Origin of the sequence: Amaricoccus sp. B4, from assembly GCF_043226085.1 — a bacterium.
In the GTDB taxonomy this organism is placed as follows: Bacteria; Pseudomonadota; Alphaproteobacteria; order Rhodobacterales; family Rhodobacteraceae; genus Amaricoccus.
Genome location: NZ_CP171225.1, coordinates 1,206,062 through 1,225,398, shown reverse-complemented (window position 1 = coordinate 1,225,398; position 19,337 = coordinate 1,206,062). Strand labels below are relative to the sequence as shown.

22 protein-coding genes, 1 tRNA gene and 1 pseudogene are annotated in these 19,337 nt (G+C 68.4%); 10 read left to right on the top strand and 14 right to left on the bottom strand.

Annotated features, from left to right (window positions below; all coding sequences use genetic code 11):
- Positions 1–42 precede the first annotated feature (42 nt).
- The 3 genes and pseudogenes from ACF66B_RS05860 to ACF66B_RS05850 all read left to right on the top strand — a co-directional run bounded on the left by ACF66B_RS05860 (position 43) and on the right by ACF66B_RS05850 (position 3,501).
- Positions 43–978 carry a GlxA family transcriptional regulator gene (locus tag ACF66B_RS05860; RefSeq protein ID WP_392664332.1) on the top strand — a complete coding sequence of 312 codons (936 nt, stop codon included), beginning with the start codon at positions 43–45 and terminating at the stop codon, positions 976–978.
- Between the two features lie 375 nt (positions 979–1,353).
- Positions 1,354–2,841: pseudogene (locus ACF66B_RS05855) on the top strand (arylsulfatase); the annotation flags it as partial.
- Between the two features lie 42 nt (positions 2,842–2,883).
- Positions 2,884–3,501, top strand: a complete 618-nt coding sequence (locus ACF66B_RS05850; RefSeq protein ID WP_392664817.1) for a LamG-like jellyroll fold domain-containing protein — start codon at positions 2,884–2,886, stop codon at positions 3,499–3,501.
- 182 nt (positions 3,502–3,683) lie between these two features.
- Here ACF66B_RS05850 and ACF66B_RS05845 read toward each other — a convergent pair whose 3' ends face one another.
- Positions 3,684–4,109 carry a hypothetical protein gene (locus tag ACF66B_RS05845; RefSeq protein WP_111431664.1) on the bottom strand — a complete coding sequence of 142 codons (426 nt, stop codon included), beginning with the start codon at positions 4,107–4,109 and terminating at the stop codon, positions 3,684–3,686.
- Complete coding sequence (locus tag ACF66B_RS05840) at positions 4,106–4,516, bottom strand: metallopeptidase family protein (protein ID WP_111431665.1); 411 nt, start codon at positions 4,514–4,516, stop codon at positions 4,106–4,108. Before ACF66B_RS05840 ends, ACF66B_RS05845 begins: the two co-directional genes overlap by 4 nt.
- 131 nt (positions 4,517–4,647) lie before the next feature.
- On the opposite strand from ACF66B_RS05840, the gene gltX reads away from it, so the two are divergent.
- Together gltX and trxC are read left to right on the top strand one after the other, a co-directional pair.
- Positions 4,648–5,964 (top strand): glutamate--tRNA ligase, encoded by a 1,317-nt coding sequence (gltX, locus tag ACF66B_RS05835; RefSeq protein WP_111431666.1) that lies wholly within the window; start codon positions 4,648–4,650, stop codon positions 5,962–5,964.
- 57 nt (positions 5,965–6,021) lie between these two features.
- Entirely contained in the window at positions 6,022–6,474 is a 453-nt protein-coding gene (gene trxC, locus ACF66B_RS05830) for a thioredoxin TrxC (RefSeq protein WP_111431667.1), read from the top strand.
- 25 nt (positions 6,475–6,499) lie between these two features.
- Here the strand turns inward: trxC and ACF66B_RS05825 are convergent, their stop codons facing one another.
- The 3 genes from ACF66B_RS05825 to ACF66B_RS05815 all read right to left on the bottom strand — a co-directional run bounded on the left by ACF66B_RS05825 (position 6,500) and on the right by ACF66B_RS05815 (position 8,300).
- Complete coding sequence (locus ACF66B_RS05825; protein ID WP_111431668.1) at positions 6,500–7,024, bottom strand: hypothetical protein; 525 nt, start codon at positions 7,022–7,024, stop codon at positions 6,500–6,502.
- A 106-nt stretch (positions 7,025–7,130) separates the two neighbouring features.
- A complete protein-coding gene (locus ACF66B_RS05820; RefSeq protein ID WP_111431669.1) occupies positions 7,131–7,751 on the bottom strand; it encodes a DsbA family protein in 621 nt (206 codons plus the stop codon).
- A 3-nt stretch (positions 7,752–7,754) separates the two neighbouring features.
- Positions 7,755–8,300 carry a DUF721 domain-containing protein gene (locus tag ACF66B_RS05815; RefSeq protein WP_111431670.1) on the bottom strand — a complete coding sequence of 182 codons (546 nt, stop codon included), beginning with the start codon at positions 8,298–8,300 and terminating at the stop codon, positions 7,755–7,757.
- A gap of 46 nt (positions 8,301–8,346) precedes the next feature.
- Between ACF66B_RS05815 and mutY the strand changes: the two genes are divergently transcribed.
- Entirely contained in the window at positions 8,347–9,426 is a 1,080-nt protein-coding gene (gene mutY / locus ACF66B_RS05810; RefSeq protein WP_392664327.1) for an A/G-specific adenine glycosylase, read from the top strand.
- A gap of 6 nt (positions 9,427–9,432) precedes the next feature.
- On the opposite strand, the gene ACF66B_RS05805 is transcribed toward mutY, so the two are convergent.
- The 5 genes from ACF66B_RS05805 to ACF66B_RS05785 form a co-directional block, all read right to left on the bottom strand.
- Entirely contained in the window at positions 9,433–10,389 is a 957-nt protein-coding gene (locus tag ACF66B_RS05805; RefSeq protein WP_111431672.1) for a bifunctional helix-turn-helix transcriptional regulator/GNAT family N-acetyltransferase, read from the bottom strand.
- Positions 10,390–10,913: 524 nt separating this feature from the next.
- Entirely contained in the window at positions 10,914–12,020 is a 1,107-nt protein-coding gene (locus ACF66B_RS05800; RefSeq protein WP_392664324.1) for a site-specific DNA-methyltransferase, read from the bottom strand.
- Between the two features lie 108 nt (positions 12,021–12,128).
- Entirely contained in the window at positions 12,129–12,755 is a 627-nt protein-coding gene (locus ACF66B_RS05795; protein ID WP_111431674.1) for a ribonuclease HII, read from the bottom strand.
- Between the two features lie 46 nt (positions 12,756–12,801).
- Positions 12,802–12,877 (bottom strand) — tRNA-Arg (locus ACF66B_RS05790).
- Between the two features lie 307 nt (positions 12,878–13,184).
- Positions 13,185–13,625, bottom strand: a complete 441-nt coding sequence (locus ACF66B_RS05785; RefSeq protein WP_111431675.1) for a VOC family protein — start codon at positions 13,623–13,625, stop codon at positions 13,185–13,187.
- Between the two features lie 54 nt (positions 13,626–13,679).
- Between ACF66B_RS05785 and ACF66B_RS05780 the strand changes: the two genes are divergently transcribed.
- Complete coding sequence (locus tag ACF66B_RS05780) at positions 13,680–14,279, top strand: TetR/AcrR family transcriptional regulator (RefSeq protein WP_111431676.1); 600 nt, start codon at positions 13,680–13,682, stop codon at positions 14,277–14,279.
- Between the two features lie 43 nt (positions 14,280–14,322).
- Here ACF66B_RS05780 and ACF66B_RS05775 read toward each other — a convergent pair whose 3' ends face one another.
- The 4 genes from ACF66B_RS05775 to ACF66B_RS05760 all read right to left on the bottom strand — a co-directional run bounded on the left by ACF66B_RS05775 (position 14,323) and on the right by ACF66B_RS05760 (position 17,556).
- Entirely contained in the window at positions 14,323–14,973 is a 651-nt protein-coding gene (locus tag ACF66B_RS05775; protein WP_111431677.1) for a pyridoxamine 5'-phosphate oxidase family protein, read from the bottom strand.
- Between the two features lie 264 nt (positions 14,974–15,237).
- Complete coding sequence (locus ACF66B_RS05770) at positions 15,238–15,450, bottom strand: hypothetical protein (protein ID WP_111431678.1); 213 nt, start codon at positions 15,448–15,450, stop codon at positions 15,238–15,240.
- Complete coding sequence (locus ACF66B_RS05765) at positions 15,447–16,235, bottom strand: DUF2092 domain-containing protein (protein WP_111431679.1); 789 nt, start codon at positions 16,233–16,235, stop codon at positions 15,447–15,449. The genes ACF66B_RS05770 and ACF66B_RS05765 overlap by 4 nt, the downstream gene beginning before the upstream one ends.
- Before the next feature lie 196 nt (positions 16,236–16,431).
- Positions 16,432–17,556 carry a calcium:proton antiporter gene (locus ACF66B_RS05760; RefSeq protein WP_111431680.1) on the bottom strand — a complete coding sequence of 375 codons (1,125 nt, stop codon included), beginning with the start codon at positions 17,554–17,556 and terminating at the stop codon, positions 16,432–16,434.
- Positions 17,557–17,974: 418 nt separating this feature from the next.
- Between ACF66B_RS05760 and ACF66B_RS05755 the strand changes: the two genes are divergently transcribed.
- From ACF66B_RS05755 to ACF66B_RS05745, 3 genes are read left to right on the top strand one after another with little or no spacing between them, the layout of a single operon-like run.
- Entirely contained in the window at positions 17,975–18,232 is a 258-nt protein-coding gene (locus ACF66B_RS05755; RefSeq protein WP_111431681.1) for a PepSY domain-containing protein, read from the top strand.
- Complete coding sequence (locus ACF66B_RS05750; protein WP_111431682.1) at positions 18,225–18,773, top strand: cytochrome b/b6 domain-containing protein; 549 nt, start codon at positions 18,225–18,227, stop codon at positions 18,771–18,773. Before ACF66B_RS05755 ends, ACF66B_RS05750 begins: the two co-directional genes overlap by 8 nt.
- Before the next feature lie 22 nt (positions 18,774–18,795).
- The gene (locus tag ACF66B_RS05745) at positions 18,796–19,317 is read left to right on the top strand and encodes a helix-turn-helix transcriptional regulator (RefSeq protein ID WP_111431683.1); all 522 of its coding nucleotides are present in this window, start codon (positions 18,796–18,798) and stop codon (positions 19,315–19,317) included.
- Positions 19,318–19,337 lie beyond the last annotated feature (20 nt).

Sequence of the window (19,337 nt, the reverse complement as noted above, 5' to 3'; positions counted from 1 at the left end):
GTTGCACTGGCCGGATGGACAAGTTTCCCCTATATCGGGCCAATGCGCCTCGCCGTCCTCGCCTACGACCAGATCAGCCCCTTCATGCTCTCGACGCCGCTCGCGGTCTTCGGCGAGCCGTTCCTCGACTGCGGCCACGAGGTCGATGTCTGCGCCGCGGTGCCGCGGATCTCCGCGCCGGGCGGGCTCGTCATCGAGGTGCCCCATCCGCTCGAGGCGGCGCGCAAGGCCGATGTGGTGATCCTGCCCGGCTGGCGCGATCCCGAGGAGCCGGTGGGGGCGGCGATCACCGCCGAGCTGCGCGCCGCGGCGGAGCGGGGCGCCATCGTCGCGGGCCTCTGCCTCGGCGCCTTCGGCCTCGCCGAGGCCGGGCTGCTCGACGGCCGCCGCGCCACCACCCACTGGTCCCATGCCGCGCGGTTCGCCGAGCTCTATCCGCAGGTCGCGGTGGATCCGGGCGCGATCTTCATCGACGAGGGCCCGGTGCTCACCTCCGCCGGCATCGCCTCGGGGCTCGATTGCTGCCTCCACGTGCTCGCCCGGCTCTCCGGGGCGGGGGAGGCCAACCGCATCGCCCGCCAGCTCGTCGTCGCCCCGCAGCGCTCGGGCGCGCAGCCCCAGCTCATCGAACGCCCCGCGCTCCACAGCTCGGCCGATCTCCGGCTCGAGGGCATCCTCGATGGCCTCCGCGCCGATCCGGGCCAGACCCCCTCGCTCGAGGATCTCGCCCGCCGCGCCGGGATGAGCCGCCGCAGCCTCACGCGGCACATCCGGGCGCGGACCGGCGGCAGCCTGGGCGAATGGCTGCGCCGCCTGCGGCTCGCCCGCGCGCAGGATCTCCTCGCCGCCGGCGCCCAGGGCCTCGAGGATGTCGCCGCGCGCAGCGGCTTCCCCGACAGCCAGGCGCTGCGCAGCGCCTTCCGCGCCGAGCTCGGCCTCACGCCGCGCCAGTGGCTCGCCCGCCAGCGCCTCGACTAGCCCCCGACCCGGCCGATCCCCTGTCGCTCCGGCGGATGTGAAGGCCACGCGCGCGGGAATCGTTCGGTCGAACCGCGCGTGCGTGTTCTCCTTCGGGACGGGGTCATTTCACGTCGAGCGAAACCACAGGGAGCTTCGATGATGGTCACGCGCCGATCTCTGGCAGGCCTCTGTGCCGTCCCGCTCCTCACGGCCGGCCTCGCGCTGCCCGCGCTCTCCCAGCAACCGGCCCCCACGCCGCGCGCCGCCGCGGACGGCCAGCCCGTGCTGCCCTAGGCCGAACAGAAGTTCCGCGGCTCTGTCGGCACGACCTATCTCGATTCCGACCCGCCAGAGTTCCCGGCCCCGATCACCGCCCCCGAAGGCGCGCCGAACGTGCTCCTCGTGCTGCTCGACGACGTGGGCTTCGGCCAGTTCGACGTGACCGGCGGCGGCGTGCCCTCGCCCGCGATGGACGCGCTCGCCCGCGAAGGCCTCACCTTCACCCGCTTTCACACCACGGCGCTCTGCTCGCCGACCCGGGCGGCGCTGCTGACCGGGCGCAACCACAATGTCGTGGGCACCGGCGTCATCACCGAGCTCGCCACCGGCTAGGACGGCTACACCGGCATCATCCCGAAGGACACGGCAACGGTCGCCGAGATCCTGCGCCAGAACGGCTACGTCACCGCCTGGATCGGCAAGAACCACAACACGCCGATCTACGAGACGAGCGCGGTGGGGCCCTTCGATCACTGGCCGAACGGCCTCGGCTTCGACTATTTCTACGGCTTCATGGCGGGCGACACCAACCAGATCCGCCCCTATCTCTTCGAGAACCAGACCCCCGTCGGCACGCCCGGGGCGGAGGGCTACTACCTCAGCACCGACCTCGCCGATCACACCATCGAGTGGCTGGAAAGCCTCGAGGCGATCCAGCCCGAGAAGCCATGGTTTGCCTATCTCGCGCCCGCCGCCACCCATGCGCCGCATCAGGCGCCGAAGGAGCTCATCGAGAGCTTCAAGGGCCAGTTCGACATGGGCTGGGACGCCTATCGCGAGCAGACCTTCGCGCGCCAGAAGGAGCGGGGCATCATCCCGACGGAAACCAGGCTCACCGAACGGCCCGCGAGCCTCGCCGCCTGGGAGAGCCTCGACGAGGACCAGAAGCGGCTCCATGCCCGGATGATGGAGGTCTTCGCCGCCTATGGCGCGCAGGTCGATCAGGAAGTCGGCCGCGTGCTCGACCATGTCGCGGGCCTGCCCGATGCCGCGAACACGCTGATCCTCTACATCGTCGGCGACAACGGCGCCTCGGCCGAGGGCGGCTTCGACGGCACGCTCAACGAGAACGCCTTCTTCAACGCCTATCTCATGACGCCCGAGGACATGCTCGCGCGCATCGACGAGATCGGCACCGAGCGGCACTTCAACCATTTCCCCGCCGGCTGGGCCTGGGCCATGGACACGCCCTTCCAGTGGACGAAACAGGTCGCAAGCCATCTCGGCGGCGTGCGCAACCCGATGATCGTGAAATGGCCCGCCCGCTTCGATGCGGCGGGCGAGGTCCGCACCCAGTTCCTGCACGTGATCGACATCGCGCCGACGATCCTCGCGGCCGCCGGCATCGCCGAGCCGCGCAGCGTCAACGGCACCGCCCAGACCCCGATCCAGGGCCGGAGCTTCCTCGCCGCCCTCGACGAGGCCGAGGCGCCCGAGATCCGCACCAGCCAGTATTTCGAGATGTTCGTGAACCGCGCGATCTATCAGGACGGCTGGTGGGCGGGCTCGCTCGCCTTCGAACCCTGGGATCCGGTCCGCGGCGCCTTCGACCCGCTGAGCGCCGAATGGGAGCTCTACAATCTCGACGAGGATTTCAGCCAGGCCGAGGATCTCGCCGCCGAGCATCCGGAACGGCTCGAGGCGCTGAAGGCGCTCTGGTGGGCGCAGGCCGCGGCCAACAACGCCCTGCCGCTCGACTGGCGCGGGGCCGAGCGCTTCAGCGCCGAGGCGACCGGCAAGCCCAATCTCGCCGGCAGCCGCACCCGCTTCGTCTACGCGGGCGCGCTCGCCGGCCTGCCGGAATCCTCGGCGCCGGATCTCAAGAACAAGTCCTTCACGGTCTCGGCGCGCGTGGACATCCCGGAAAACGCCAGCGGCATGATCTTCACCCAGGGCGGCAACACCGGCGGCTGGGCCTTCTATCTCAAGGACGGCAGGCTCAAGGCCGCGCACAACTACATCGACGTGGAGGTCTACACGGTGGAAAGCGCCGAGGCGCTGCCGGCGGGCGAGCATGAGGTGATGATGGCCTTCGCCTATGACGGCGGCGAGCAGATGGGCCAGAGCGGCACCGTGACGCTCTCCGTCGGCGGCGCGGAGGCCGGAACCGGCCGGATCGAGCGGACCACCCCCTTCAAGTATTCCCTGTCGGAAAACCAGGACATCGGCACCGACACCGGCACCCCGGTCACCTACGACTACCAGGCGCCCTTCGACTTCGAGGGCAGTCTCGAGGAAGTGGTGGTCGATCTCGCGCCCTGAGCCTCGCGCGGCCTCCCGTGAGGGCCGGGCCGCGCGCCCGGCCACCCGGCAGGAGCGTGGCCCGCTCCTGCCCGCAAGGGAGCGCCATTCATGATATGTTAACTACGAAAATTCAATGAAATCAAAGGCGATTTTCGATTTTCACGGTGAAACGCCCGATTTCACGGTGTCGGGTCCGCCCTTCAGATCCCCGGAGACGGCGCCGGACAGGGCAGCGGAATGTCATCGGCGTGGCTCATTTCGAGCGTCATCCCCAGGGCGGTTCCGCCGCTCGACTGCTGGGCCCGGAGCTTCCCGCCCGCCTCCGTCACCTTCCAGCACTGCTCGCCGGGGGCATTGTCATAGGCAAAGCAGATCAGCCCCTCCACCTCTCGCCACTGCCCCCAGCCACAGGTTTTCTCGCCTTCGAAATGCCAGAGCGTCCGGTGGCCGTGCAGGAACTGCTCCGAGCCGTAGGGCAGGCCCTCGAAGGTGAAATGCACCGTCTTCCCGGCCGTGAAGGCCTCGAACTCCTCCGCCGAAAGCCCCGGCGAGGCCGCCATGCCGGGCGCACCCGCCGCCAGCAGCAGGGCAAGGCCCGCGACGGCGGCGGCGGCGGCCCGGCTCACTTCGTCCAGTCGTCGACGGCGCGGATCTCGTCGTCCGACCAGCCGAGGTGATGGGCAATCTCGTGGACAAGCACATGCGAGACGAGCCGGGCGAGCCCGACATCGCCGCGCGCGATCCATTCCTCGAGGATCGGACGGCGGAACAGCCAGATCACATCCGGTTGGAGCGGCTGGTCCATCACCGATTTCGTGGTGATCGGCTCGCCTTCGTACAGCCCGGTAAGCTCAAAGGGGTCCTCGATGCCGAGATCGACCAGAAGCCCCTCTTCGGCAAAGTCCTCGACCCGGATCGCAAGCCCTTCGCAGGCTTTCCGGACATGGACGGGCAGGTTCAGGTAGGCCCATTCGGCGAGCGACTCGAAGTCCTCGATGCTGGGCGCGTCAACTGTCAATCGGTTCGGGATCATGTTGCGGGTCTCCGCGGATCCACCTATGCGGGTTTAATGCGGTTGAAAAGGACTTCTTGCGCGAGAGGGCTTCAGGGCGCGCGACGGAGGCGTTAAGGACACAGCCGCGCCCGCCCGGAGGAGCCCTGTCCATGACCATCACCCGTTTCGCCCCCTCGCCGACCGGATTCCTGCATGTCGGGAACCTGCGAACGGCGCTTCTGAACTGGCTCGTCGCGCACAAGGCGGGTGGCCGCTTCCTACTCCGCCTCGACGACACCGACCCCGATCGCTCCCGGCCCGAATGCGCCATCGCGATCGAGGAGGATCTGGCCTGGCTCGGCCTCGTCTGGGACGGCTTCCTGCGCCAGTCCGACCGCATCGCGCGCTACGAGGCCGCGGCGGAACAGCTGCGGGTGGCGGGGCGGCTCTACGAGTGTTTCGAGACCCCCTCCGAGCTCGAGGTCAGGCGCCGCACCCAGCTCGCCGCGGGCCGCCCGCCGGTCTACGACCGCGCCGCGCTCAGGCTCACCGAGGCGGAAAAGGCCCGTCTCCGCGCCGAACGGCCCGGCCACTGGCGTTTCCGGCTCGATCACACCCGCATCTCCTGGGCTGACGGCATTCTGGGCGAGGTCTCGATCGATGCGGCGAGCGTCTCCGACCCGGTTCTGATTCGCGGTGACGGACAGATGCTCTACACGCTCGCAAGTGTGGTGGACGATCTCGAAACCGGTGTGACCGACATCGTCCGCGGCGCCGATCACGTCACCAACACCGCGACGCAGATCCAGATCTTCGAGGCCCTCGGCGGCAGGAGCCCCCGCTTCGCCCATCACTCGCTCCTGACCGGCGCCGGCGGCGAGGCGCTCTCGAAGCGGCTCGGAACCCTCTCGCTCCGCGACCTGCGCGCCCAGGGCACCGAACCCATGGCGCTCCTGTCGCTGCTCGCAAGGCTCGGTTCGAGCGCGCCGGTCGAGCTCTGCCGCACGCTCGGGGAGATCACCGAAGGTTTCGACCTTGCAAGCTTCGGCGCCGCCCCGACCCGCCTCGATCCAGCCGATCTCGTCCCTCTCGGCGCCAGATACCTCCACGGCATGCCCTACGAGGAGATCCGCGAGGATCTCGCCGCGCTGGGCGTGCCGGGCGAGATCGCACCACGTTTCTGGGCCGCCGTGGCCGGCAATCTCGAGACGCGGAGGGACATCGCGGCCTGGTGGGCGATATGCCGCGGCGAGGTCGCGCCGGTCATCACCCCCGAAGATGCCGCCTTCGTGGCCGAGGCCATCTCGATGCTGCCGCCGCGCCCCTGGGACGAGAGCACCTGGAAAGCCTGGACCGGCGCGGTGAAGGACGCGACCGGCCGCAAGGGCAAGGCGCTCTTCCTGCCGCTCCGCCGCGCACTCACCGGCCGCGATGCCGGCCCCGACATGAGTGCGCTCCTGCCGCTCCTTGACGCCGCAGGGCGTTGAACGCGCGCGGCGGCTCCTTATATTCGCCTCGTGGAATGTAATGCTCCGGGGGAAACGATGGGCAAGGTGAAGATGGTCTGCCACGCCTGCGGCGCCGCGAACCGGCTGCCGGAGGAAAAGCTGGCCGACGGGCCGAAATGCGGTGTCTGTGGCGCAGCACTTGTCGGCCCCAGGGTCCATGATCTGGATCTCGCAACGCTCGAGAAGAGCGCGCGGACCGACGAGGTGCCGCTCGTGGTGGATTTCTGGGCCTCGTGGTGCGGGCCCTGCCGGATGATGGCGCCCGAATTCGCCAAGGCCGCACAGGCAATGGCCCCGGACGTGCGCTTTGCCAAGATCAACACTGAGAGCCACCCGGATGCCTCGATCCGCTACCAGATCCGCGGCATTCCGGCCCTCATCCTGTTTCATCGCGGCCGGGAAGTCGCACGCCATGCCGGCGCCATGCGCGCCGGACAGATCGAGGCCTGGATCCGCTCCAGTGTCGCTCCGGCCCGCCGGACGGGCTGACGGCCGGCGGCGATCCGGCCGGCGGCTAGCGGCGGCTTTCTTCCCGGGCGTTGCCGAGCGCGCTCGACCAGCCGTTGGCCCAGGCGACGTGATCGGCGCTGTCGGGCGGGAAGGGGTTCTCGCTCTGCGCGATCGCCATCCGGAAAGCATCCGCCCCGAGATCGAAGGCCGAGGCATGGGGATCTGACGTCGCGTGGCTGCGGCCTTCTTCCCGCACGAATACGGCGTATTCCGGGTAGACCATGAGATCGGCGGTGGCGAAGCCCTCGGGGGATTTCTCGAGCGCCGCGCGTCCGCGGTCGGTCAGCGTGTATCTCTCGCTGCTGCCTTCGATGAGCTTCGCCTTCGAGAGATGCAGGACGAGGCGCTCGAAGCGCTCGCGGATTTCCTCGCGCGGCAGGCTGGCCGACTGGTCCGAGCGTTCGAGCAGCGCGTCAAGCCGGGCCATGCCGCTGTCCACACTGCCCTCACCACTGCGCGCGCCGCGCAGGATGAGGCCGACCAGATGCGGCGAGTTCAGCAGAGGGTGCTCGACAAAGACCGATTCCATCGTGCGGGGATCTCCTGGCTGCTAGCTGGGCGGGCCCGATTAGAGGCCCATCCGGCGCGGCCGTAAAGCACGAGATTGCGCGATGGCGGGAATTTCTGCCGCTGCCTCAGCCGCCGAGCGCGGCGTCGAGCTTCTGGGCAAATTCGGCATAGCCCATGTTGCTTTCCTTCTGGCCGTTGATGAAGAAGGTGGGCGTTGCTTCGACCTCATCGGCGGCGATGTTCTTCTGGAACGTCTCGACGAGCTCCTTGGCATACGCCTCGTCGGACATGCAGGATTCCATCTCCGCGTCGGTCAGGCCGGCCTGCCGTCCGATGCCGAAGAGCTTCTGCATCATCTCCTCGGGCGTCGAGGCCACGGCCCAGTCGCGCTGGCGCTGGAAGAGCAGGTCGGAGATGCCGAAGTAGCGGTCTTCCGGGGCGCAGCGGGCGATCATGCTGGCCCAGAGACCGGCACGGTCGAAGTAGACTTCGCGGAACACCAGCCGGACCTTGCCGGTGTCGATGTAGTTTTCCTTGATCTGCGGCATCACGTCCGCGGCGAAAGCGGCGCAATGCGGGCAGGTGAAGGAGGCGTATTCAACCAGCGTGACCGGGGCGTCGGGGCTGCCAAGGCTCATCTCGTTCACGTCGTGGACCTCCTGAGCGAAGGAGATCGCCGGCGCGAGGGACGCGGCAAGGGCGAGGCCGAGGCCGAGGGTCCGGCGGCGGGTGAGCGAAAGGGTCATGCGTCAATCTTCCGGAGTTCTGGAACGTCGGGAGCGAGATAGCACATTCTCGGCGAGAGTCTGCAAGGCATCGCGCAATTCCAGGTCACCAATGCTTGAGAGGTTTTCCTGCATCGGCTCGGGGATCGGCTCGACCGGGCGGGTCCGGGTCGCCGCCCCGCCGCGGCCGCTGCCGCGCTGGACGACGGGAAGGGCAGCCTGGACGAGCTGGATGCGCCCCACGGTGCCGGGACCGAGGGCCGCGTTGATGCGGTCGGAGATCGTCGGCACCATCATCTGGATCTGCGGCGCATGGGGGCCCGAGACCGCTAGCTTGAGCAGCCCGCCCGCGGGGCCGCGTGTCGGGGTGAGCTTGAGGGGGGCGCAGAGGGCGGCGAGATCGGCGCCGACGATGTCGGGCCAGAGCGACTGGAGCCGGGCCTGGGCGAAACCGCGCCGGGCCTGGGCCGTGCGCATCTGCTGGCCGATCAGGCCGCCGGCCTGCAGGAAGCCGCGCGCCTTCCGCTTCGGCAAGGCTTGCTTGTTGCGTGTGCGCGTGTCCTGGGCCATGGCTTGCGTTCCGGAATTGGGCGAGCGCGGAGGCTAGCGGGTCGGCATGGGGATGTCATCGGAAAAGCGGCGGGAGCCGGCTGCGGCCTGCCCTGAGACGCTGCTCGCCTGGTATGACCGCATGGCCCGGCGGCTGCCCTGGCGCGTGCCGCCGGGATCGGGGGGCGTGGCCGATCCCTACCGGATCTGGCTCTCCGAGGTCATGTTGCAGCAGACCACCGTCGCGGCGGTGAAGACCTATTTCGAGACCTTCACCACACGGTGGCCGCGGGTGGAGGATCTGGCCGCTGCCCCGGATGCCGAGGTCATGGCCGCCTGGGCAGGGCTCGGCTACTACGCCCGCGCCCGGAACCTGCTCAAGTGTGCCCGGGTTGTCGCGGGCGAGCTCGGCGGGCGGTTTCCGGAGACGGAGGAGGGGCTGCGCGCGCTGCCGGGCATCGGCCCCTATACCGCCGCGGCGATTGCCGCGATCGCCTTCGACCGGCCCGCGGTGGTGATGGATGGCAATGTCGAGCGTGTCGTGGCGCGGATCTTTGCGGTGGAGGCGCCGCTGCCCGGGGTGAAGGAGCATCTGCGCGGGCTTGCGGCCGAGCTCACACCCGCGCATCGGCCCGGCGATTATGCGCAGGCGATGATGGATCTCGGCGCGACGGTCTGCACGCCGCGCTCGCCGGCCTGTGGCATCTGTCCCTGGCGCGAGGCCTGTCTCGGCCGCCGGGAGGGGATCGCCGCCGAGCTGCCGCGCAAGAGCCCGAAGGCGGCAAAGCCGGTGCGCCGCGGCATCGCCTATCTCGCCATGCGGCCGGATGGCACGGTGCTGCTGGAACGGCGGCCGGGCAAGGGGCTTCTGGGCGGCATGCTCGGGCTGCCGGGGACGGACTGGGCCGAGGAACTGCCGCCGCCGCGCCCGCCGCTCGCCGCCGACTGGCGCGATGCGGGCGCCGAGGTGCGCCACACCTTCACCCATTTCCACCTGCTGCTCCGCGTCGAGACCGCGCGGCTCGCGCCCGGCGCCCCGGCACCCGAAGGTCTTCTCTTCGAGCCGGCATCGGAGGCCGGGGCCGCGCTTCCCACGGTCATGCGCAAGGCTTTCCGGCTCGGGCTCTCCGCACTGGAGGAGGGCTGAGCCGGTTCAGAGATCGCGCGACCAGATCTGGCCCACGAGTTCGGGGCCGAAGGTCCGGTGCCGTTCCTCCGAGACGAGCGTGAAGCCTGCCGCCTGATAGATCCGGCGTGCGGCCACGAGCACGTCGTTGGTCCAGAGCACCATGCGGCTGTAGCCACGGGCGCGGGCGAAGCGCAGCGCCTCGTCGACCAGCCGCCGGCCGATGCCCATGCCGCGGCAGGCCGGCTCGACATAGAGGAGGCGCAGCTTCGCCGTCGCCTCGTCCTCCTGCACGACGAAGACCGAGCCCGCGATCCGGCCATCCACCTCGGCAATCCAGCAGCGTTCGCGGCCGGGCCTGAAGGCCTCGACGAAGCGCGCGACGATGCGGGCGACCTCTGCCTCGAAGGCGCGTTCGAAGCCGTATTCCTCGGCGTAGAGCTTGCCGTGTCGGTGCACGATCCAGCCGAGATCGCCCGGCTCGGGATCGCGCAGCACGACGAGGCCCGTGTCCCCGCCACCATCCCCGAGAAGCTGCCGGATGCTCTCCATGCCGCCAACGAGCCGGGCGCGGGCGCGCGGGTCGAGAGGCCCGAGCAGGGACGCGACTTCGGCACGGGCGGCGGCGGCGAGCGCATCGGCCGCTGCGCGACCCTTGTCCGTCAGCGCGAGCGTGAGCTTCTTGGCGTTCTCCGGTGCCGGTGTTCGGGCGATCACGCCGTCCTTCTCCAAGGCCGCAATCAGGCGGCTGAGATAGCCCGGATCCATGCCGAGCTCGCGGGCAAGCGCGGCGGCCGAGGGGGGCTTCTGCGGCGGGGAGTTCGCGATCTCGTAGAGGACGCGGGCCTGCGGCAGGGCGTAGTCGGTCGCATGCATTCGGTCGTTGAGCGCGCCGACCAGCCGGGTGTGGAAGCGGTTGAAGCGGCGGACCGCGTCGATCTCGTCCGGGGAGGCCGGGGGCAGGAGGGCGTCGGCGGGCTGCATGGGTGATCTCAGCATCTATATGTTGCTTTAGGCAACACATATCTCGAAATCTTTTCATCGGCAAGTGCTGGCCCGTGGGAGCATCCGCCTCCGGCAAGACGGTCCTGGTATCCGGGAGAGGGCTTCCCTCAGGGGCCGATCCAGCGCGGGGGCAGGTGGTCAATGATAAGCGGATGCCGGTGCGCGGCGCCGCGCCCGCCAAGATGCGGATGGCCCGGAGGGAGGTCCGGGTGCCGAAGCGCGACGGTATCCGGTCGACCGGGCGGCCAGAGCCCGAGCGCCACGGTCATGAGCCGGTGCTCACCAGCGCGATCACCGGGGCCGCGAAGAGATGGCGGCAGGTGCGGTTGCGGAGAATGTCGATCATGGCGGCGTCGCGGCGGCGTTGCCGTTGACGACATTCTCTCCGGGATGCCTGCGCCATCCTGGTTCGGACTGTGATCGGTGTTACCGTCAAGGACGGCGCGCTTGCACGCCGCCGTCGATGTCGGACCGCCACCGACGGCTGGGCGGCGAGCGTGTTGCTACTCGCCCATCTCCGCCCGGATCTGCTGGCGCCAGTAATCGATCGGCACGGCCGCGCCATCCTTCTTGAAGTGCCAGAAGGTCCAGCCGTTGCAGGAGGGGGCGCCCTGTACGGCGGCGCCCACCTGATGGATGGAGCCGCGGTTCTCGCTCGAAATCAGCGTGCCGTCGGCGCGGATGCGGGCACTGTGCCGCCCGTTCGGCGAGATGAGCACCTCGCCCGGTGCCAGCATCCCGCGTTCGACCAGCAGCCCGAAGGCCACGCGCGGTTCGGCGCGTTTGGCGGGCGTGATGGCGGCAACATCCTTGTCGAGCGGGCGGACGGCGCCGATGCGCTTTTCCGCAACCCGGCGATAGGCCGCCTCGCGCTCGATGCCGATCCAGCGCCGGCCGAGCCGCTTGGCGACCGCGCCCGTGGTGCCGGTGCCGAAGAACGGATCGAGCACCACGCCGTTCTGCCGGGTCGAGGCGACCAGAACCCGGTGAAGCAGCGCCTCGGGCTTCTGCGTCGGATGCGCCTTCTCGCCCTCCTCGTTCTTCAGCCGCTCGCCGCCGGTGCAGAGCGGGATCACCCAGTCCGAGCGCATCTGCACGCCGTCATTCAGCGCCTTCATCGCCTCGTAGTTGAAGGTGTATTTCGAACGGTCCGATTTCGCGGCCCAGATCATCGTCTCGTGTGCATTGGTAAGCCGCTTGCCGCGGAAGTTCGGCATCGGATTGGTCTTGCGCCAGACCACGTCGTTGAGGATCCAGTAGCCCGCGTCCTGGATCGCGGTGCCGAGGCGGAAGATGTTATGGTACGAACCGATCACCCAGATCGCCCCGTCGGGCTTGAGAAGCCGGCGGGCGGCTGCGAGCCAGTTGCGCGAGAACTCGTCATAGGCGGCGAAGGAGGCGAAGCGATCCCATTCGTCATCGACCGCATCGACGCGACTGTTGTCGGGCCGGTGCAGATCGCCGCGCAGCTGAAGGTTGTAGGGCGGGTCCGCAAAAATCAGGTCGACGCTGCCCGCGGGCAGGCTCCGCATGACCTCGATGCAGTCTCCCGCATGGATGACGCCGGTCTCGAGAGACCTCGCTTCTGGTGCAGTTTTTGGTCTTGCCACGACGGGATCTCCGGTTAGCGTCTCGCTTTGCGGAGAAGATGATTCATTTGCGATTCGCCGTCAATTCTTATTCGAATCAACGGCTTATATGTGATTCTCTCGACAACATCATGCGTGTCGACGCAAGATGTTGTGGATGGGTCGGAATGTCGGGCGATGATGTGGGGTCACCCCGCGCTCGGCGAGGCCCGCGATATGGGCCTTTGTCCCGTATCCCATGTTCGTTTCCCAGCCGTAGCCCGGGAACTGTTGCGCCAGGGCCACCATGGTGCGGTCCCGCGTGACTTTCGCGACGATCGAGGCGGCCGCGATCGAGAGGGAGCGGGCGTCGCCGCCGATGATGGCGCGGGCGTGGCAGGACAGGCCGGGGGGGAGGTGGCGGCCGTCGACCAGGGCGAGGTCGGGAGGGGCGGGGAGGAGGGCGAGGGCGCGGCGCATGGCGAGGAAGCCGGCCTGGCTGATGTTGAGGCGGGTGATCTCGTCGACGCTGGCCTCGCCGATGCCCACCAGGGCGGTCTCCATCAGGATTTCGTGGAGGGCCTCGCGGCGGCGGGCGGTCAGGAGCTTGCTGTCGTTCAGGCCCTCGGGGATGGCGTCGGGGTCGAGGATGACGGCGGCGGCGACGATGGGGCCGGCCCAGGGGCCGCGGCCGACCTCGTCGATGCCGCAGACGCGACGGGCGCCGTGGTCGAGGGCGGAGGCTTCGAGGGCGAAGTCGGGCTGCGAGGCGGGCATGGGGTGGGGCGGTCGTCCGGCTGGAGCCGGAAAGGACCGGCTGTCATGGTGACCCCGGATGGATTCGAACCATCGACCTACCGCTTAGGAGGCGGTCGCTCTATCCCCTGAGCTACGAGGCCACGCGCCCCCTAGTAGCCTTCGGACGCTGGCAGGGTCAATCGCTTCGGCACGCCCGGCGGAGATGGCGCCCGGGCTGTGAAACGAGGGCTTTTCACCGTGAAAATCAAAAAACGCCTTTGATTTCATTGAATTTTCGTAGTTAACATATCATGAATCGCCTCGTTGCACGCTGCGGCCCCGGCCGAGGGCGTGCCGATGTTTTCCGGCGGTGAAGCCATGTGCTGCGCCGCCATTGCGGATCAGCGGCGCGGTATCCGGATCTCCATGTCGCCATTGCCGCTTCCAGCCCGGCCCTGACGGGCGGGGTCATGCCGACGTCGCGTCGTTCCAGCGTCTTTGCATCTCCTCGGGAGACACCACTTCGATCGTCTGGGACAGCATCCAGCGATGACCGAAGGGATCGAGCAGGACGGCCGAGCGTTCGCCGAAGGACTGATCCGCAGGCCCGCGCAAAAGCAGGGCGCCCGCAGCGACGGCCCTTTCGACATCGGCATCGACCGTTCCGGTCGATAGGTGCTGGGTCACGGGCGTGCCCCCGAGCGTGTCGGGGCTGACGGCCCCGAAATCGGGATACTCATCGCTCAGCATGATCCGTGAGCCCCCGATCAGCAGTTCGGCGTGACCGATGCGCCCGTCGCCGGGATCGGTCATCCTGAAATCCTCGATTGCCGCGAAGGCCTTGACGTAAAAGGCGATCGCCTGTTCGGCACCCCTGGCAACCAGATACGGAGCGATGGACTGAGGCATCGGGACATTCCTTGCTTGCCTTGAGATTATAATTACGTTACGGACCGTAAATAAATGAGTCAAGATGCAAAGAAACCCCGGGGTCGCCCGCCCAGCCAGGCCGCCAGAAGCAAGGCGCTGGCTGCTGCTGCGGAAATACTGAAAACCGATGGCTTTGGCCGGCTGACGATCGAGGCGGTCTCGGCGAGATCAGGCGTCGGAAAGCCGACGATCTACCGGCACTGGGCGAACGCAAGCGAACTGGCCATGGCTGCGTTGATGGAGCGGCATCCCGAGAACGCTTCCGAATTGACCGGAAGCCTGCATGAGCGTCTGGAGCAGCAGGTCAGCGCGATCGTCATGGCGTTCGCGACAACGCGCGGGCGGCAGATCGCATTGGCGCTCGCCGCCGCGGATCAAGAGAGCGAGATGACCAGGGCCTTCCGCAATCGGATCATCCTGTCCGGTCGAGAGGCCGGTCGGCGCATGATCGAGGATGCTGTCGAGATGCGGGAAATTCCGGCGCCGGACCATATCGAGGTGTGCCTCGACATGATCTATGCGCCGATCTTCTATCGGGTGCTTCTGGGGCATATGCCGCTGGACGCATCCTTTGCCGCGTCTCTCGTCTCCAAGGCCGTCATGCTCCTGAAAACACGGGAACAGTCGCGATGAAGCTGGTTTCCGGGCCGCTGGTATCGCGGCCGGGCCACGACAGCTAATAGAGCGTGCGGCGGTAGTCGGTTTCGAGGGCGTCGTCCAGTTTGCGGAGCTCGTCACGATCCTCGGGCGCGCCGGTGGTTTCATCGAGGATGATCTTCACGAGCGAGGGCATGTCGGCGCGGTTCTGGAAGCGGGACGGATCCCAGAGATGCGAGCGCCGGAAGGCCTTGGCGCAGTGTATGAAGACCTCGGTGACCCGGACCACGATCGCGAGTTTCGGCGTGCGGTCGTTGACGCGCATCCCGGCGAGCAGATCGGGGTCGTTCACGAGCATGGCCCGCCCGTTCACCCGGAGGGTGTCGTCGAACCCCGGCACGATGAAGAGGAGCCCGACGGCCGGATCGGCGAGAATGTTGACCAGCGTGTCGAGCCGGTTGTTGCCCGGCCGGTCCGGTATGGCCAGCGTGCGGTCGTCGAGCACCCGGACGAAGCCGGGAGGGTCGCCGCGCGGGCTGACATCGGCCTTTCCCTCGGCGTTCCGGGTGCCGATGCAGAGAAACGGCGACCGGCCGATGAACTCCCGCGCGTGTTCGCCAAGGCTTTCCCGGCTTTTCAGCACCGCGAGATCATGCGGGGCGCCGAAGAGCTCCCGCAGGGCGGTCTCGCTTTCGATGACGAACTGCGGGTCGGGCTGGAATTCCTTCATGGCGGGGCCTTCCGGTTTGCTGCGCGCAACAGTCGCCCGAGCCGGCAGAATGGCGCCTCCGCCGGACCGGGCCGGAAGATGATATACGTCTCTCAACGATGATTTGCCAGCACGACGACGCGCCGCCGCGCGGGGCGGGGCGGAGGGTGCAGGCCTATGGTGCGGGGGGAGATGCGTGCCTGCCGGGGCGGGCAGGCACGCTTTCCGGAGAGCGGCGGGGTGAGGCGAGGTGAACCGCGCGCCGTCCGAAACCGGGGGAAGAATTCAGCAGACGTAGACGCCGACCGCGCAGCGCCGCACGGTGCGGCGGCCCACGCCGGCGATGCTGATCGGGGTCAGGGGCCGGCCGACGATGGCGAAGGCCTCGCCCGAGAAGCTGTGGACGCCGGGCACGCCGAGCTGGTCGCCGACTTCAAGGGCACCGAGGCCAAGGGCGAGCGCGAGCGCGCAGGCCGCGATCTGTTTTCCGAGGGTCATTGTGCCGCTCCTGTGTTGAAGGCTTCGGGCAGTTCCTGGGTGAGGCGGGTCAGGGCGCCGGCATCGACCTTTTCGGCCCCGTCGGGAATGGTCACCGCGAGGGCTGCATCCGTGGCGCTGTCGGTCCAGTTGCGGACGACGACGGTGTATTCCGGCTGCTGCGCGACGGTGCGGGCGGCGATGCTGTAGCGGCAGGGATGGGGCGCGTCGCCCTGGGCGATCCAGAGCTGGATGTCGAGCTCGTCGCTGCGGAGCGCGATGTGATCGCATTCCTGCCCGCCGATCACCCCGGAGCCCAGATCCTTCACGTCCGTTACGCCTTCGAGGAGGATCGCGGCGGGGTCGGTTTCCAGCAGGTCGGCGGCGGGGAGCACCACGCCCTGGTCGCTGCGCAGGGTCTCGATCATCGCCTCGATCGCGCCCTCGGCCGGGATCTCGGTGTAGACGCCGGCATTGTGGCCGATGAGGGTCACGGTCTGGCCGTCATAGCCCAGTTCGATGTCGGCGAACCCGCCCTTGCGGGTGGCGTGCAGCTTGTCCGGGCGGGCGACGGCGACGGTGCCGGAGCTCGCGAGGCCGATCTTCTGGTCCTCGGTGGTCACGACCTCGAGGATCGAGTCGAAGTCGAAGGCGAAGCTCTGCTGGGCGGTCATGTAGTCGGACATCGCGGCGAGGATGTTGCGCGCATCCGTCTCGTCCGCCGCGCCGGGCCCGGCCATCACGCCCAGCGCAAGCGTGCCGGCGAGGGCTGTCAGGCTTTTGCGGTGCCAGGTGGTTTTCAGCATGTGACATCAGTCCTTTGGCTTGGGCCCCCAACCCTGTCAGGCGCGTCGGGGCTTATAGCGCTGCATAGACCAGCCAGAAAGCGACGGCTTACCTTTACGCGCCACTTTGTGCGGGCATTCTGCGCGCCGGCGCGTTTCGTGCGGATCCCGGGCCGGGGGAGGGGCGACGGGGGCGTCGCGGGGGGCGCGTGGCGGCTCAGCCCTCGAAGGCCAGCACGAGGAAGGCGAGGAAGATCAGGATGTGCACGACCCCCTGCAGCAGGTGCGTGCGCCCGCTCGAGAAGGTGATGACGCAGACCGCGAGCATGGTGCCGAGCAGCACCATGTCCTCGGCGGAGAGGCCGAGGGTGAGCTCGAGCCCGGCGACGGCGGAGAAGATCAGCATCACCGGCACGGTGAGGCCGATGGTCGCCAGCACCGAGCCGAGGAAGATGTTGACCGATTGCTGGAGCCGGTTGCGCAGCGCGGCCTTCACGCCGCCGATCGCCTCCGGGGTGGCGACGAGCACGGCCATGACGATGCCGCCGACGATCTGCGGGCCGTTGAGGGTCTCGATGATGTAGTCGATCGGGCGGGCGAGCTGCTCGACGAGAAAGACCACCGGCGACATGAAGGCGAGCAGGAGGAGCAGGTGCGGGAGCAGCGGCGGCTTGTGGCCCTCGACCTCGGAGAGCAGGTCCTCGCTCTCGGGCTGGGCGAAATAGGCGCGGTGGCGGCTGGTCTGGATCAGCAGGAAGGTCGCGAAACAGGCCGCGGCCATGCCGCCCACCATGATCTGCTGGGTGAGCGAGAGCGTCGGGCCCGCGGTGCTTGTGGTGACGTTCGGCAGCACGAGGCTGAAGATCGCGAGCGGCACGATCACGCCGAGATAGGCGTTGGCGCCCTGGAGGTTGAAGGTCTGCTCGCGGTGGCGGATCGCGCCGAGGAGCAGGGAGGTGCCGACCATGCCGCCGAGCACGATCATCACCACGGAGAACAGCGTGTCGCGCACCAGCGTCGGGTTGTTGTCGCTGTGGAGCATCACCGCGGAGATGCTCATGACCTCGATCGCGGTGATCGAGAGGGTGAGGACGAGGGTGCCGAAGGGCTCGCCCAGCCGTTCGGAGAGGCATTCGGCATGGCGGACGACGCCGAGCGCGCAGCCGAGCACGACGGCGAAGAGCCAGACGAGCAGGACGGTGAGCCAGAGCGGATTCGCGATGCCGCGGAAGAGCGCCTCGGGCCAGATCTCGAAGATGACGGAGGTGGCGATGCCGACGGCGAGGAACCACTCGCGCCGCACGATCGCGAGGCGGCCCGGGGCGCTGTCGCGGGGGGTCATCGCGCGGCCCTCCCCGGTGCGGCCCGGAGGCGGGCGGAGATGGGCCTGGAGGGCGCGCGGCCCTGCGGCAGCGCGGCGGCGGTCGTTCCGGACATGGCGTCTTCCCTTGCGGTTTCGTTCCGGGCCGGATCCGGATGGCCCGCGACGGTCCCGACCGCTCTGGCGCAAAACAGTTTAGGATTACTTGCGGACGGGCGGAAGCCGCCCCGGCAGGCGGCTTGCCGGCCGGGGCGGCGGGAAGGGATTCGTTAAGACTTTTGGGTAAGTTCGCCTGATCGCGCGGAATCCTGCCGTAAACCCTGGTTTATGCGGGCCTGCATAAGCCTCCGGGCAATGGATGGGCCGGCATGCGGCGGGCTAGGCCGGCGACACGTTCCGGGCCGTTTGCCCCGGGCAAAACATACGGAGTCAGCACGACATGAAATCCTTTGCCTTTCTCGCCCTTCCCCTCGCCCTCGCCGCAGCGCCGGCCTTCGCGGGGCCGAAGTGCACGCTCGACGAGGGCCACATGCAGATGTGGCAGATCGCCAAGCCCTTCGAGGAAGCCGGCGGGGTCATCCGCCAGATGAAGGTGAGCGACAACTGCTACGAGATCTACGGCACCGAAGGCGACAAGAAGGTCGAGATCTACTACGACCCCAACACCGGGGAAGTTCTCGAGCGCGAGGATGACTGAGGCAACGGGCCCCGTCGACGTGGACGGGGCGCAGGGCGTGCGGGTCTGGGACCCGCTCGTCCGGCTCTTCCACTGGGTGACGGTGCTCTGTTTCACCGGCGCCTTCCTCTTCGAGAAGCCGCGCGATCTGCACGAGGCGCTGGGCTACACCGTCGCCGGCGCGCTCGCGATTCGGGTGATCTGGGGCTTCATCGGCACCCGCCATGCCCGGTTCGGCGATTTCGTGCCGAAGCCCTCGACCTTCTTCGGCTATATCGGCGCAGCCCTTCGCGGCCGCGAAGGGCGCTATCTCGGGCACAATCCGGCGGGCGGCGCGATGGTCGTGGCCCTCATGGTGATGCTCGCGACGGTGACCCTCACCGGCTGGCTCCAGACCACGGATGCCTTCTGGGGCGTCGACTGGGTCGAGGAGGTTCACGAGGCCGCGGCGAACCTGACCCTCGGGCTTGTCTGCCTCCACATTGCCGGCGTAGTCTTGGAAAGCCTGCGCCACGGGGAAAATCTCGTGAAGGCAATGATCACGGGCGTGAAGCGCAGCTGACTCCCGCCCGGCGGGAGACCAGATGCCGCGCATCGCCCCTGACTTCCTGCTCCGTCATCGCGGCCTTGTGGCGGTGACGGCGATACAGGCGTTCTGTACGCTCTATTTCGCCATCGATGTGGCGTTCGAGCTGCCCGAGCTCTCGACCGAGCCGATGCATCCGCTGATCGAACTTCTCGTGGTGCTGGCCCTGCTGGGCGGCACCTGGCTCGGGCTGCGCGAGATCCGGCGCTTCCTGAGCGAGGCCGAGCGGCTCGAGCACAGCCTCATGGCGGCGCGGGGCGCCTTTCTCGATCTGCTCGACGAGCATTTCACGCGCTGGGCGCTGACGCCGGCCGAGCGCGATGTCGCGCTCCTCGCCATCAAGGGGCTCTCGATCGCCGAGATCGCGGCACTGCGAAACACCCGCGAGGGCACGGTCAAGGCGCAGTCGGCGGCGGTCTACCGCAAGGCCGGCGTGAGCGGGCGCGCCCAGCTTCTCAGCCTGTTTGTCGAGGACCTGATGGCCGGGCCGGTCGGCGGCGCGACGCGGAGTTCCGCGTAAAGCGGAATATGAAATGAGAC

Coding starts and splice junctions, on each gene's coding strand:
- ACF66B_RS05745 (WP_111431683.1), top strand. CDS start 18,796: ATGCCGCGCATCGCCCCTGACTTCCTGCTCCGTCATCGCGGCCTTGTG.
- ACF66B_RS05860 (WP_392664332.1), top strand. CDS start 43: ATGCGCCTCGCCGTCCTCGCCTACGACCAGATCAGCCCCTTCATGCTC.
- ACF66B_RS05770 (WP_111431678.1), bottom strand. CDS start 15,450: ATGACCCTCGGAAAACAGATCGCGGCCTGCGCGCTCGCGCTCGCCCTT.
- ACF66B_RS05825 (WP_111431668.1), bottom strand. CDS start 7,024: ATGGAATCGGTCTTTGTCGAGCACCCTCTGCTGAACTCGCCGCATCTG.
- ACF66B_RS05750 (WP_111431682.1), top strand. CDS start 18,225: ATGACTGAGGCAACGGGCCCCGTCGACGTGGACGGGGCGCAGGGCGTG.
- ACF66B_RS05795 (WP_111431674.1), bottom strand. CDS start 12,755: ATGCCCGCCTCGCAGCCCGACTTCGCCCTCGAAGCCTCCGCCCTCGAC.
- ACF66B_RS05805 (WP_111431672.1), bottom strand. CDS start 10,389: ATGCAGCCCGCCGACGCCCTCCTGCCCCCGGCCTCCCCGGACGAGATC.
- ACF66B_RS05840 (WP_111431665.1), bottom strand. CDS start 4,516: ATGATCCCGAACCGATTGACAGTTGACGCGCCCAGCATCGAGGACTTC.
- ACF66B_RS05755 (WP_111431681.1), top strand. CDS start 17,975: ATGAAATCCTTTGCCTTTCTCGCCCTTCCCCTCGCCCTCGCCGCAGCG.
- ACF66B_RS05785 (WP_111431675.1), bottom strand. CDS start 13,625: ATGCCTCAGTCCATCGCTCCGTATCTGGTTGCCAGGGGTGCCGAACAG.
- ACF66B_RS05775 (WP_111431677.1), bottom strand. CDS start 14,973: ATGAAGGAATTCCAGCCCGACCCGCAGTTCGTCATCGAAAGCGAGACC.
- mutY (WP_392664327.1), top strand. CDS start 8,347: ATGGGGATGTCATCGGAAAAGCGGCGGGAGCCGGCTGCGGCCTGCCCT.
- gltX (WP_111431666.1), top strand. CDS start 4,648: ATGACCATCACCCGTTTCGCCCCCTCGCCGACCGGATTCCTGCATGTC.
- ACF66B_RS05815 (WP_111431670.1), bottom strand. CDS start 8,300: ATGGCCCAGGACACGCGCACACGCAACAAGCAAGCCTTGCCGAAGCGG.
- ACF66B_RS05760 (WP_111431680.1), bottom strand. CDS start 17,556: ATGACCCCCCGCGACAGCGCCCCGGGCCGCCTCGCGATCGTGCGGCGC.
- ACF66B_RS05780 (WP_111431676.1), top strand. CDS start 13,680: ATGAGTCAAGATGCAAAGAAACCCCGGGGTCGCCCGCCCAGCCAGGCC.
- ACF66B_RS05765 (WP_111431679.1), bottom strand. CDS start 16,235: ATGCTGAAAACCACCTGGCACCGCAAAAGCCTGACAGCCCTCGCCGGC.
- trxC (WP_111431667.1), top strand. CDS start 6,022: ATGGGCAAGGTGAAGATGGTCTGCCACGCCTGCGGCGCCGCGAACCGG.
- ACF66B_RS05820 (WP_111431669.1), bottom strand. CDS start 7,751: ATGACCCTTTCGCTCACCCGCCGCCGGACCCTCGGCCTCGGCCTCGCC.